This window comes from Nocardia sp. NPDC049526, assembly GCF_044465765.1.
Taxonomy (GTDB): domain Bacteria; phylum Actinomycetota; class Actinomycetes; order Mycobacteriales; family Mycobacteriaceae; genus Nocardia.
The window spans coordinates 314,968-328,344 of sequence record NZ_JBITMA010000003.1 but is presented as its reverse complement, the minus strand read 5'-3'; the positions used below and the strand labels follow the sequence as shown (position 1 = coordinate 328,344).

Genomic DNA, 13,377 nt, shown 5'->3' with positions numbered 1-13,377 from the left:
GAACTCAAGCGGGCGCGACCAGCTCGCGGATCGTGGTGCGCACCTCGCCGACTGCCGGGACCGTGGCGAATTCGACCGACTCGTGCCAGAAGTCCGACAGCCGTGCGGCCGTGCGGCCGGTCGGGCGGCCGTCCAGCGACAGCGCCAGACCGACCTGCTCGGCCGCGTGGTCGGGCTCGCCGAGCATCAACTGCAGGCGGGCCGAGGAGATCGCAGCCATCGCCGGTGTCACGAATTCCTGTGGCACGGGCGGGTGAACATCACCGAAGGCGATCCGTGCCAGGTCGGGTCGGGTGGCGATGAGCTGACGGTAGCTTCTGCCGAGGAGCCGCCACTGCTCCCCCGGCCCCGGCCAGTCCCGGCGTGGTCCGAGGAGCATGCCGATGGTGGCCGCGGTGAGGCTGCGGTCGGCGGCGCGATCACCGGCCGCGGTCTCGGCGGCTTCGCAACGGCATTCCGCGGCCACGACGATCGCGCGCTGGAACGCGGCCTGCTCGCCGAGAATGCCGTGCGCGTACGCCTCCAGCTCGGCGAGGGCGACCCGCAGCAGGGGCGTCGCCGTGCGCCGCGCCAGATACTGGGCGAGCTCGGCCACCTCCAGTCCCTCCGCCGGCCTGCCGCTGTCGAGGAGCTGCCAGGTCGACTCGGTGAGGATCGCGGCGGTCAGCACCGAGTCCCCCGCGGCGTGGGCCAGCCGCGCGGCGGCGACCGAGTACCGGCGCGCGGCGGTGATGTCCTCCACGTCCCAGCTCATGGCGGCGGCGATATCGGCCAGCTCCGCGCCGACCCGTAGGGCGCGTCCATACCTGTTCGAGTCCGAAAGCTGCTGCAATCGAGGAAGATTCGCGGCCAGCCACGCCGTGACGGCGCGGCGCGGCGCCTGCCCGTCGCCCCATTGCCTGCCACGCGCCCAGGTCACGAGCTGCTCGGCGGCCGCCAGCTCGGTCACAGCGAAGGTGGGGCGCCGACCGCGTGTATGCGCGACGGGCGGCAACAGCAGCGACGACAGTTGGCTGGGCAGGTCGTCGAGCCCGCTGACCGATTCGACGGTCAGCCGGTCGCGCAGGTGATCCAGCGGCAGATCCAGCGCCGACTCATAGGCGGCTACGTGCTCGGCGCGCACCGCGCGGGCCCCGGTCTCGAGCTGGCCCAGGTACGGCTTGGAATAGTTCGTGCGCGCAGCCATGCCTTGCAGGCTGATCCCCGCAGCCGTTCGTGCGACACGCAGCGCCGAGCCGACCTCGCTCATGCGAGATCCGCGACAGTGCGGGTCGACTCGTTCATCGCTTCGAGAATACGTCGCCGGTTTCCCCTGCCTGGGTGTCTGCAAAGAGTCTGCAAGACCGCGCGGGTCGCCTTACGTAGCTGTTCGTCTCCCTATCGTCCGACATCGTGAGCAACAACACCGTCTTGTCCGATCGGCGCCCGCGCAACAGCGCCCGGGTTGCGCTGACCTTCCTCGCGCTGATCGTCGCCGCAGAAACCGGGATGACACCGGCGGCGGCGACGCCGTCCTACCAGCCCGTCGGCCAAGTCGAAGCCACCTATTACGCGCCGGGCCCCTGGGCGGTGGCCGAGCGGACCGGTGTCGACTGCTGCACGTCGACCGGCGAGAGCTATGACATCTGGTATCCGGCCGATCTCGGGGCGGGCGGCGTCCACCCGGTCATCACCTGGGGCAACGGCACAATGGCCCACCCGCGCGAATACGCGTACTTGCTCTCGCACCTCGCGTCGTGGGGATTCGTGGTCATCGCCGCCGACCGGACCGACACCGGAACCGGCATTCAGATGCTCGACGCGGTGCGGTACCTGGCCCGCCAGGACAGCGACCCGAACAGCACCTTCAGAGGCAAGATCGACACCGCGGCCGGGGCGGCGGGGCATTCGCAGGGCGGCCTCGGCGCGTTGAACGCGCTCGCGCGCGGCGACGGCGCCGTCAGCACCGCTGTGACCGTCGAGATGCCGCTGTCGGCGGTCTGTACGTCGCTGCCGTCCGTCAACGGCCAGAACGCCTGCGTCGACCCGACCGCGGTGACCACGGGCTCGGTACTGCTGATCAACGGTTCGGCCGACGGCATCTCGCCCGCGACCCAGCCGCTGCCGCCGGAGCTGATCGGTGCGCAATCGATGCAGGCGTACTACAACGCGCTGCCCGCCGGCCTGCCCAAGGCCCGCGCCGCGGTGGTGGGCGCCCAGCACAACGACATCCAGGGCCAGCCGGACTGCACCAACTACAGCTGTACCGAGGGCGTCTACCGCTACCTCGGCTATCTCACCGCCTGGTTCATGGACCGGCTGCGCGGGGATGCGGCCGCCCGCGGCGCGTTTTCGGCCGGCACCGGCGAACTCCTGCACAACCCGCACTGGTCCGACCAGGCCAGCACTATCACCCGCTGACCGACGAAAGGCTGCCTTCTCCATGCAAGACCACATCGAGGAACTACTCGCCAAGCTGGATCTGGACGGCAAGCTGCGGCTGATCTCCGGCGCGAGCCTGTTCCGGATGGCCGGTGACCCCGCGATCGGACTCGCCGAGATGCCGGTGTCCGATGGCCCGTCCGGGGTGCGGGGCGAGAACTGGGACGAACGCGATCCGTCGGTGAGCCTGCCCTCGGGCACCGCGATCGCCGCGACCTGGGACCCGGCCCTGCTCACCGAGATCGGCGCGCTTATCGCCGCCGAAGCCCGCCGCAAAAACGTCTACGCGGTGCTCGGCCCGACGATGAACCTGCACCGTTCCCCGCTGGGCGGCAGGCATTTCGAGTGCTTCTCCGAAGATCCGCTGCTCACCGCCGAGATGGCCGACGCCTACGTGCGAGCCGTGCAGGCGCATGGGGTCAGCGCGTGCCCGAAGCACTACGTGGCCAACGATTCCGAGACCGATCGCTTCACCGTCGACGTCCGCGTCGGCGACCGGGCACTGCGTGAGCTGTACCTCTACCCGTTCGAGCGCACCGTCGAGGCGGGGGCGTGGATGATCATGGACGCCTACAACGCCGTCAATGGCACCACCATGACCGAGAACCCTCTGCTCGACGAACCACTCAAGGGCACATGGGGATTCGACGGCGTGGTGGTCTCGGACTGGACCGCTGTCCGCACCACCGAAAGCGCGGCCGAAGGCACCGACCTGTGCATGCCCGGCCCGCCCTATCTCTGGGGTGAGCCACTTGCCGCCGCCGTCCGCGCCGGCGAGATCGCCGAGTCGGCCATCGACGACAAGGTGCGCCGCATCCTGCGTTTCGCCCAGCGCGTCGGCGCGCTGGACGGAACCCCGCAGCCCACACCGGTTTTCAGCGACGAGCAAGCGCAGGACCTGGTCCGCCGGGTTGCCGCCCAGGCAATGGTTCTGGTGCGCAACGACAGTGTCCTGCCGCTGGCACCGGACACGACCGTTGCCCTGCTCGGACTGTCGGCGGGTGAACCTCGCTTCCTCGGCGGGGGCAGCGCGACCGTGATCCCCGGCCACACGACCACCCCGGTAGAGGGCCTGACCGGCCGGCTTCCGGTGACCCACACCGCGGGGGTCCACCTGTCCGAGGACCTGATTCCCGCCCCGTTGGCGATCATGACCGATCCTGAGACCGGCGAACCGGGACTGTCGGCGCGGTATCTGAAGGGTGGCACCGTGCTCGGCACCCAGCACCGCTCCACGAGCCGCCTCGTGCTGCTCGGCGAACCGCTGGCCGCGCGGTCGAACATGGTCGAGATGCGCACCTGGCTGCGTGCCGACATGGCCGGTGACTGGCAGATCGGTTTCGGCGGCGTCGGCCACATCCGGCTCGACATCGACGGCGAGACCGTACTGGACGAGAACGTGGCCCTGGATTCCGGCGATCCGGCGGCGGCGCTGCTCAACCCGCCCCAGCGTCACGTGACTCGCACGCTCGCCGTCGGCGACGAGGTCGAGGTACGGCTCGTGACCAGCATCGAGGAAGCGATGCCCGGCCTCGGCATCATTCTCGGCGCGACCCTCGGTATCCGGCGTCCGCAGCGCGATGACGACGAGGAGTTCGCGGCCGCGATCGAACTGGCGCGCGCGGCCGAGGTGGCCGTGGTCGTGGTCGGCACCACCGAGCAGATCGAGAGCGAGGGCGTCGACCGCACCTCCCTGCGACTGCCCGGCCGTCAGGACGACCTCGTCGCCGCCGTCGCGGCGGTGAACCCGCGCACCGTCGTGGTGGTGAATTCCGGTGCGCCGGTGGAGATGCCGTGGCGTGACAAGGTCGCCGCGGTGCTGCTGGCCTGGTTCCCGGGCCAGGAGTTCGGCGCGGCGCTGGCCGACGTGCTCACCGGCACCGCCGAACCCGGCGGCCGACTGCCGACCACCTGGCCGAAGACCATGGCCGACGTCCCGGTCCTGAACACCGCACCCGTCGACGGCGTCCTCGACTACGCCGAAGGTATCCACATCGGTTACCGCGCGTGGCTGCGGGCAGGGACCGAACCCGCCTACCCCTTCGGCCACGGCCTCGGCTACACGACCTGGTCGACCGAGGATCTGGTCGTCGACGGGCGCACCGTCTCGATCACGGTGACCAACACCGGAGATCGCGAAGGCAAACAGGTCGTCCAGGTCTACCTCTCGCGCCCGGACAGTGCCGTGGATCGACCGGTCCGCTGGCTGGCCGGCTTCACCGCCGTCACCCTGGCGCCCGGCGAATCCCGGAACGTAGCGATCCCCTTGCCCGAGCGCGCCTTCCAGCATTGGGGACCAGCCGGCTGGGAGATCGAGCCCGGCGAGTTCACCGCGCAGGTAGGCACCTCGGTCGCCGATCTCCCCCACACCGCCTATATCTACTGACCCTTCTGCACGACCATCTCGAACGCAGTTCCCGAACAACGGAGCGTGGCCATGTCCACCAGTACCTCTCAACTCGACAACGACGATGACACCGGTCGGCTCGACGGTGCCTCGCGCACAAGGATTTTCACGGTCCTAGCGGTGATCGTCCTGTTCTCCGAGATCGCCCCGATGCAGTACACGATCGTCGCGGCGGCACTACAGAAGATCGCGCCGAGCTTCCCCGGCGTCGGGGCCGACATCAACTGGGCCATCATCGTTTTCGGGTTGGTCGGCGCGGCCGCGTCTCCATTGATCGGCAAGATGAGTGACGTATGGGGCAAGAAGCGGATGTTCCTCATCTGCGGTGCGCTGTTCGTCATCGGCTGTGTGCTCGACGCGACCACCTCGAACTGGGCCGTCTTCCTGTTCGGTCGCTGCCTGCAGGCCACCGCCATCGCGACCGCGGTGATCGCCTACGGCCTCATCCGAGATCTGATGCCGCGCAACATGGTGCCCCTCGCACTCGGTTTCACGGCCACCGGTTTCGGTGTCGCCTCCATCGCGGGGCCGATCTTGGGCGGCTATCTGGTCGACAACTACAGCTGGCGTGCGATCTTCTGGGTACTCGCTTCGTTCAGCTTGGTGATGCTGCCGATGGTGTGGCTGATCGTGCCCGAATCCAAGCTGCGGGTTTCCGAGCGGATCGACGTCATCGGCGCCGCGCTGCTGTCCGGCGGTGCCGCGCTCACCCTGATCTACGTCGACAAGAGTCATGACTGGGGTTGGGCAAAGCCGACCACGCTGGCCTGGCTGATCGCGGGCATCGCGCTGCTCGTACTGTTCGTCGCTGTCGAAAAACGTGTCTCGACACCGATCATGGACATGAAACTGCTGTTCCATCCGCGCGTCGCGCTGGTGCTCGCCGGTGCGCTCTTCGCATCCGTGCAAATCGGCATCGTCTCCTACGCCATCGCCTACATGGCCCAGACCCCACCCGAGTCGACCGTCGTCGCCCGCGTCCAGCTGGGCACGCTGGCCAAGATTCAAGAGATGACGGGTCAGGCACTGCCGCCCGAGGCCGTGCAAGTCGGTCTCGATCCCGGCTACGCCTACGGCAGTGGGTACACCCTGCTCGAGTTCGCCCTCCGGATCGCGCTGCTCGGTTCGCTGATCACGATGATCTTCGGCGCAGTGGCAGGCGTGCTGGCCAAGCGGATCGGCGCCCGATTACCGCTGGTCGTCGCCCTGTGCATCTTCGCCGGTGCCGGGATCGCCTTCGCGGTGCTGCCGCTGACCACCACCAACTTCCTGATCGTGAACTCGATCTTCAGCATCGGATTCGGGATGTACTACGCCTGCATGCCGATCCTGCTGGTCGAGGCGGTTCCACAGGAACAACAGGGCATCAGCCTCGGCATGCTCGGCGTCATGCAATCCATGGGTGTCGCGATCGGCCTGGCCGTCATCACCGCCTTCCTACGCAACAACGGCATGAGCGCCCTGGTGAGCGTCGGCGGGCAAGCCCAACCAGCTACCCCGCTACCCGACCTGTTCGGTGACCACGGCTACCAGTTGGGTTTCTGGGTCTGCGCGGCCGCCTCGATGCTCGCGCTCTCGCTCGCGCTGGTGATGAAGCACGGCCGCGCACCGGCCACCGGCGGCACCGCCCACTGACGGTCGTGGCGATGGTCGGCGACGGCCATCCTCCGTGACCTGGTTTCGGACCTCATCGGACTGATGGATGTCTTCGAACTTCCGCGAGCCCACCTGGTGGGTTTCGCCGTGGAAATAGTTCCGCCCCTACGCGGGTTAGTTTCCATGGAAACCAAATTGCGGTCGGCGATCAGGCCGACACCGATCTTGGAGGAGAGCACCCCATGAGCACCATCGACTTGACTCCCACCGTCGACATCCGCCGCGCCGAGGACCGGTTCAAGTCCGACTTCGGCTGGCTGGATTCCAAGCACTCGTTCTCCTTCGGCCACCATTTCGACCAGGACAACACTCATCATGGGCTGCTGCTGGTCAACAACGATGACATCGTCGATCCCGGTACGGGGTTCGACACCCATCCGCACCGCGACATGGAGATCGTCACGTGGGTGCTGGAGGGCTCGCTGGTCCACCAGGACTCCACCGGCCACAACGGCGTGATCTACCCCGGCCTGGCCCAACGCATGAGCGCCGGCACCGGCATCCTGCATTCGGAGAAGAACGACTCGTGGCGGCTCAGCGGCGACGTCCACCAGGCCCCGGTGCACTTCGTGCAGATGTGGGTGGTACCCGACGAGGCCGGTATTACCCCCGGTTACGAGCAGCTGGAGATCGAGGCGGAACTGCTGTCCGGCAGCCTGCTGCCGGTCGCCTCGGGTATGCGCAAACATGACGGCCACGCCGCGATCCGGATCCGGAACTCGCACGCGGCCCTGTACGCCGCGCGGCTCGCCCCAGGACAGTCGGTGCACCTGCCCGACGCGCCGTTCCTGCACCTGTTCGTGGCCCGCGGCGCGGTGACACTGGAGGGTGCCGGCCCGCTGCATACCGGCGACGCGGTGCGCTTCACCGCTACCGGCGGTCAGCAGGTCACCGCGAGCGAGCCCGCCGAGATCCTGGTCTGGGAAATGCACGCCAGCGTCCAGTTCTGACCTCGGTGCCCATCCACCGTCGGGGGGACCGTTCCACGCAGTAGCAAGCGCTGCAGAATGTTCGTGCGCCGGGCATAACGCACCGCCAGTCCCGACACCTGCTCGGCGAAAGTCCCTCTCCCGCAATCGGAGTAGTCGCAGAACAACCGCCTCACCAGCAACTGGATCAACACCTCCCGCCCGGTGATCGCGGTGTCGGACATCGCCGTTGGTAGCGACTGTGGACTCGACGGGACAATATTCCGCAGTCTGGGCAGGCAGCTGCCACTCACGGGTGCTCACGTCGAGCCGCACCAGAAGCCCTGCCGAGTCCACCCCATCGCTTTGCAGCCCAACCAGATGCGGGAACAGCACCGCCAACGGTCCAAGATCAGAACACCGGCAAACATGACCGATCATCAAGCGCCCGTTCGTATTCCGAGCCGGGTCGATCACGCAAACTGTGCCTGACCCACGATTCGACCGGAGTTGACACTGACCCGTCGCGCGGCCGGTCGGCCGCAGCGTCGTTCCGGCCGTGCGACGAGCCGATAGCGGATCATTTGCATGTCTGCGGGCCACGGGCATGACAGCGGGAATAGAGGCTTGCCGCGCTTGGCGGCAACCTGGACTCACGCACCGACCGCCGAGAAATTCGCTGGGACCTACCGATGTGAGGCGCCTACCTATAGGGCCAAACTCTGATCGTTGTCCGCTCCCGATACCGCAGTTGTGCGGCGCCTCGGGGTGCTGGATTCATTTACACAGAACAGGATTGAAAATTGCGTATGCTCGAGAAGCTGGTCGGGCCAGCCTTCGCCGTTGGAGTGGTTCTCGCCGGATCGCTGGCAACCGCCGGCCAGGCGAATGCAGCGTCATCCCCAATCGAGGCATGCGGCGGCGGGAGCTATCACGTTATCGACCAGCGAGAATTGCCTGAATCAACCGTCTACCTGCTCTACAACGGGAGTACGAACTGTGTCGTCACGTGGAAGACGCGCTGGGTCGGAACAAAGACGGCGGTGGCGGCTACCATCCAGATCGCCAACGATGACAGCACCTACAAGAGGGACGACAACGCGTACGAGTACTACGCCGGCCCTGTGAAGGTCAGTGCCCGCGGCAAGTGCATCATTTGGGGAGGCGGTACCCCGGGGGCGTCGGCCAACAACTGGGAGTCGAAGCCCTCCCACTGTGGCTGAGCACAGCTGACACCGAAGCCGGTCCCTTACCCGTGACGGTTTACACAGGCCAATTGCTCGCATCTGGCGTGGAGCGCCAGGCCGCCATGTGTGCCCGGCCAAATCCGTGGAGTACCTGGTCGGCCTCAGCTGGGGAACACTACGCCGCCGATTCTCGGCCATACGCAGAAAAGCGCCCCACTCATCCGGGTCGATCGCGTATCGAGGAGCCCAGGGATGTGACTTTCTCTGGTTCAACATCCGCCGCCACCACGGCCGGGCCCCGCTGATCAAGCCCAGCGAAGACCACCGCTGCCGCCGAGCGGGCTGGTTGCGCGCGTTGGATCGGAACGCGCAGCCACTGCTGCCCCTACGATCCCCGCGGTGTTCTGCAACGCGGCGGCCACCACCGGTGTGCGGTTCTTCAGCAACGGAATCCATTTGTCGCCCTTGCGGCTGATCCCGCCACCGGCGATGAACAGGTCGGGCGAAATCGCGTTTTCGATGGCGACCAGCACCTTCGTCACCTCCGGGGCCCACCGCTTGTAGCTCCAGTTGTGCCTTTCCTTGACCGACGTGGCGCCCCGACGCTCGGCCTCCATTCCGCCGACCTCGATGTGACCGAATTCAGTGTTGGGCAACAACACCCCGTTATGGATCACCGCCGAACCGATGCCGGTGCCGAACGTCAGCAGCACAATGACGCCGTCGTTGTCCTTGCCGGCGCCGAACTCGACTTCGGCCAATCCCGCCGCGTCGGCGTCATTGAGCAGGGTCACCGGCTGTCCGCCGAGTTCAGCGCTGATCACCTCTTGGGCGTTCACTCCGATCCAGGACTTGTCGAGGTGCGCGGCGGTACGGGCTACGCCGCCGCTGACCACACCTGGATAGGTGACGCCAAGCGGCGCGTCCCACTGGAAGTGCCTCACCACCTCGCGGATCGTGTCGGCGAGAGCCTCCGGAATAGCCGGCTGCGGGGTCGGGAGTTTGAAGCGGTCACCGATCAGCTGCCCGGTGCCGAGATCGACGACGCCGCCCTTCACGCCGCTACCGCCCACGTCGATGCCGAAGCCCCAGCGATGCGGCATAGCCTGGCTCGGCTTTTCGATGACCGAAGCGGTGGTATCGGTCATGGACATTCCAGAGTACGTGGCGGCGACCCGAGGTCGGCTCGCTCCACAGATGCCGGGCTGATCGTTACCGTGGGTTTCATCGAGTCCCCTGGTCACGAATCGGATATCGAGGCAGAGATTTCGGGAGGCTGCCCGTATTCCAACAAAAAGGGCGCGAAGGGTTCACTCACAACGCACCGCCCGCTTCGGGCACCCCGCTGAACGGACACGGCGCATGTCAGGGACATACCCCAATATTGATGGTGCACATAACATCAAGCATCTATTCTCTCCCCCGCACCGGTATTCCCGCTACCTGCAAAAGCGGCCGGTCCCGTTGCAGTTCGGCAGCGTATGTCAACACTGCAATACCCGCGGAACTGCGGGTGACGCATTCACGGTTACGGGGCTCGGGTGCCACGAGCGCCAGCGCCGACATGTGAGCGCACATCTCGCCGGCCCACAGCGAGAACATCAAGTTCTACCAAGGCCATCGAGGTCGACACCAACTCCGAGCTGCCATCAGATGTGGCGACGGTTCAGTGTCGTAGTTATCGAGAGCCCGGCGGTCCGCTGGGACCGCCGCTACCCGACAGCGGGCGGGTCGCCAACCGCAATCAGATCGCCACACGCCGACTGGGCCGGCGAGGAGTCCGCCAAGAAAAACACCTCACCGATTCGGCGTCAACAGCACCAGCGGGATCTCACGGGTGGTCTTGCGCTGATAGCCGGCGTAGCCGTCGTACGCCGCGACGACTCTGGGCCACAACGCCGCGCGTTCTTCCACGGTGGCCACACGGGCCGCCATCGGTTGCTTGGGACCACTCTGCAGCGCCACCTCGACATCGGGATGGTCACGCAGGTTCAGAAACCACGCGGGATGGGTGGGATCACCACCGCGCGAGGCCACGACCACGATCATCTCGCCATCGATGACCGGCGCGGTCAGCATGACCTTCCGCGGCTGACCGGATTTGCGACCGATCGTGGTGAGCTCGAGGGTCGGCATCCCCACGATCGTCCTGCCCAACCTCCCGCCGCTTGCTTTGAGCAAGGCACGGTGAATGGCGTTCTGGATCTTCAACTGAGCATCACTTGGCATGGTGCGCAACCTACATCGGCACGCGTGCCACCGGGCAAGTACAACAGCCACGGGCACCAGGGCTACGGCCCGCCGATGTTCGGCCGGTACCGTCTCCACCACGAGCACTCCACTCGATTACCTCAGTGACGCGGTCGGACTCACCGTCCGGCACGAGCGCCGACGAGCTCGCCGCCCCCGCTGGCAGGACACCGCATGGAGAACAATTCCGGCACATCGACCGGAACTCTTCATCAGCGGGTTCGGGGTTCGAATCCCTGATGGCGCACAAGAGCAAAATCCCCTTCGGAGGCAGAACCTCCGACGGGGATTTTCGTTTCATCAATCCGGTTACGCACGGCCATCGAAGCGATAACGCCGGGTGTGTTGTTCGTCACCCGGTCCACCACGCGGAGGCATCGCGGCTCAGCCGACCCAGGGCGGGTTGATCACGGTGCCGTCGAGCAGCTCACCCTGGAATCCGACTGGGACCGTCACGACGAGCACGGCCGGCTCGGCGGCCGAATTCGTCAGGGAGATCATCGAATTCGCGGGCGCCACCGCGGCGTCACCGGCCACCAGCGCCTCCGCCTGCCCATCGATCGTGATCGTCACCGCTCCGCGGATCACTACGAATGCCTCCTCGCGCAACACCTTGTGCGGCACGCCTTCCGTCTCCGCCGACACCTGGATCTGCCAGACGCACAGTTCGGCGCTGCCGGTGCCGGGACGGATGTAGGAGGTGAATCGGGTGCCGTGCATTTCGTGGACTTCGGCATCGGCGGCACGGGTTACTGGCATGTCTTAACTCCTTCATTTGGTCAAGCAGCTTGACTATATAGTCAAGCAACTTGCCTATCTATGTCAAGATGTCAGTCATGCCGGATTTGAAACCCGCTTCGCCCCTGCGACCCGGCCAGGATCTGGCACTGCTGCTGCTCGCCGCCGGGGCGGCCGCCACCGACGCCATTCACGCCGGGGTGGTCGCGGCTGGGTTCGCCGATGTGCGGCCCACACACGGGTTCGCATTCGTGCGGCTGGCGCCGAACGGCGCGACAGTCGGCGAGTTGGCCGACCATCTGGGAGTGACCAAACAGGCCGCCAGTCAGCTGGTGGACGAACTCGTACGCAAGGGTTACGCCGAGCGCAACGCGCATCCGGACGACGCGCGCGCACGATTGATCACATTGACCGCGAAAGGGTGGGCCTGCACCCGCGCGGCCGATGCCGCCGCGGCCGGATTCGCCGACCAGTGGGCGTCCGTTCTGGGCGATTCTGCGGTGGCCGAATTGCGTAACAGTTTGACCCGCGTGGTGCCCCCCGGAAGGGTCCGTCCGGCCTCTTGGTGACCAAAACGAGACAAAGTGGCCTGCGTTACCCTGAAATTTCCGTGACCTGCGTCACATCAGGTTTGACAGCAAACTCCCAGCATAGATGGGGTTTCGAGAACCCCGACCTGGGCTTTCCAAGATCGGCAACCCCTGCCATTCACTATTCGTTCATGTTGCGTTAACCGACCGTGACCAAGCTGAGATCAGGTCGCAAACAGACCTACAGTTTGGTTACACCGTGGAGCGATCCACACACAGTCGGAAAACGACCGCAACGGCAGATGGGTTTCACCCGCCGCGGTCGCTGGAGATATCAGCGGCACCACAGCCCGTGACCGCAATCTCCCCGCTCGACAGCGGCACCCGCCGGGAACCGACCCCGGGTGGCTAACACCGCGTCGCGCGCCAGGGCTCGCCTGGCCTTCACAACAAAACCCGAAAACAGCATACGAACCGATTCAGGCGGGCCTTCCCACCGGGTGCCCCGTCGGAGATCCGCGCTGCCTGAACCGGGCCGGATCGCCTCTCTGGACACGATCAAGGAACTGATTTCGAAATGCTCGACAAACGCCTCCCCTCTTTCCGCCGCCTATCGCTGCGTGACAGTGTCACCCTCGCTGTGGCCGCGGCCGGTGTCATCGCCGTCGGCACCTCCTCCGTAGTCGCGCTGGCCGACGACAGCGTTCCGTCGCGCATTGCCATGGTCGCTGAGCAGCAGCCCGCACCCGCGGCCGCGCCGGTCGATGCGGCGGCCACGCCGGTCGATGCCCCGCTCCTTCCCGCTCTGCCCGCGCTGCCGGAGCTGCCGCCGGTCCCCGGCCTGCCCCTGCCGCCGCCCCCGGCCCCGGTCTACGAGGACAACCTCGACGGCTGGATCCACCACGCCCTGGACATCATGGCCTCGCAGGGCATCCCGGGTAGCTACAACGGCATCTACCGCAACATCATGCGCGAGTCGGGCGGCAACCCCCAGGCCATCAACCTCTGGGACTCCAACGCCGCCGCCGGCATCCCGTCCAAGGGTCTGCTCCAGGTGATCGACCCGACCTTCAACGCCTACCACGTCGAAGGCACCGCCTGGGATATCTGGGACCCGGTCGCCAACATCACCGCGGCCTGCAACTACGCGGCCCACCGCTACGGCTCGATGGATAACGTCAACTCGGCGTACTGATCCGCGACTGCTGAACAATGCCTCCCCGCCCGATGGCGGGGAGGCATTGTCGTAGGGTCACCAGGACCGACCACCACCGATGCGG

Annotated in this window: 11 protein-coding genes; 7 read left to right on the top strand and 4 right to left on the bottom strand. The window is 66.5% G+C overall.

All coding sequences use genetic code 11. The annotated features are described in order from the left end of the window. Window positions 1-4: 4 nt before the first annotated feature. Complete coding sequence (locus ACIBW7_RS11005) at window positions 5-1,249, bottom strand: helix-turn-helix domain-containing protein (protein WP_397046098.1); 1,245 nt, start codon at window positions 1,247-1,249, stop codon at window positions 5-7. A 143-nt stretch (window positions 1,250-1,392) separates the two neighbouring features. Here ACIBW7_RS11005 and ACIBW7_RS11000 point away from each other — a divergent pair, with 143 nt between their 5' ends. The 5 genes from ACIBW7_RS11000 to ACIBW7_RS10980 all read left to right on the top strand — a co-directional run bounded on the left by ACIBW7_RS11000 (window position 1,393) and on the right by ACIBW7_RS10980 (window position 8,615). Continuing rightward, entirely contained in the window at window positions 1,393-2,400 is a 1,008-nt protein-coding gene (locus ACIBW7_RS11000; RefSeq protein WP_397046097.1) for a hypothetical protein, read from the top strand. Between the two features lie 22 nt (window positions 2,401-2,422). Continuing rightward, window positions 2,423-4,807, top strand: a complete 2,385-nt coding sequence (locus ACIBW7_RS10995) for a beta-glucosidase (protein ID WP_397046096.1) — start codon at window positions 2,423-2,425, stop codon at window positions 4,805-4,807. A 51-nt stretch (window positions 4,808-4,858) separates the two neighbouring features. Then, window positions 4,859-6,463: an MFS transporter gene (locus tag ACIBW7_RS10990; RefSeq protein WP_397046095.1), complete on the top strand. Its 1,605-nt coding sequence runs from the start codon at window positions 4,859-4,861 to the stop codon at window positions 6,461-6,463. 203 nt (window positions 6,464-6,666) lie between these two features. Continuing rightward, complete coding sequence (locus ACIBW7_RS10985) at window positions 6,667-7,434, top strand: pirin family protein (RefSeq protein ID WP_397046094.1); 768 nt, start codon at window positions 6,667-6,669, stop codon at window positions 7,432-7,434. Between the two features lie 767 nt (window positions 7,435-8,201). Continuing rightward, window positions 8,202-8,615 (top strand): hypothetical protein, encoded by a 414-nt coding sequence (locus tag ACIBW7_RS10980; protein WP_397046093.1) that lies wholly within the window; start codon window positions 8,202-8,204, stop codon window positions 8,613-8,615. Between the two features lie 269 nt (window positions 8,616-8,884). Here ACIBW7_RS10980 and ppgK read toward each other — a convergent pair whose 3' ends face one another. From ppgK to ACIBW7_RS10965, 3 genes are all read right to left on the bottom strand, one after another. Next, window positions 8,885-9,733: a polyphosphate--glucose phosphotransferase gene (gene ppgK, locus ACIBW7_RS10975; protein WP_397046092.1), complete on the bottom strand. Its 849-nt coding sequence runs from the start codon at window positions 9,731-9,733 to the stop codon at window positions 8,885-8,887. Between the two features lie 643 nt (window positions 9,734-10,376). Continuing rightward, window positions 10,377-10,808: a nitroreductase family deazaflavin-dependent oxidoreductase gene (locus tag ACIBW7_RS10970; RefSeq protein WP_397046091.1), complete on the bottom strand. Its 432-nt coding sequence runs from the start codon at window positions 10,806-10,808 to the stop codon at window positions 10,377-10,379. 405 nt (window positions 10,809-11,213) lie between these two features. After that, the gene (locus tag ACIBW7_RS10965) at window positions 11,214-11,588 is read right to left on the bottom strand and encodes a cupin domain-containing protein (RefSeq protein WP_397046090.1); all 375 of its coding nucleotides are present in this window, start codon (window positions 11,586-11,588) and stop codon (window positions 11,214-11,216) included. Between the two features lie 77 nt (window positions 11,589-11,665). Between ACIBW7_RS10965 and ACIBW7_RS10960 the strand changes: the two genes are divergently transcribed. Then, entirely contained in the window at window positions 11,666-12,136 is a 471-nt protein-coding gene (locus tag ACIBW7_RS10960; protein ID WP_397046089.1) for a MarR family winged helix-turn-helix transcriptional regulator, read from the top strand. A 538-nt stretch (window positions 12,137-12,674) separates the two neighbouring features. Beyond that, window positions 12,675-13,292: a transglycosylase SLT domain-containing protein gene (locus ACIBW7_RS10955; RefSeq protein ID WP_397046088.1), complete on the top strand. Its 618-nt coding sequence runs from the start codon at window positions 12,675-12,677 to the stop codon at window positions 13,290-13,292. Window positions 13,293-13,377: the final 85 nt, after the last annotated feature.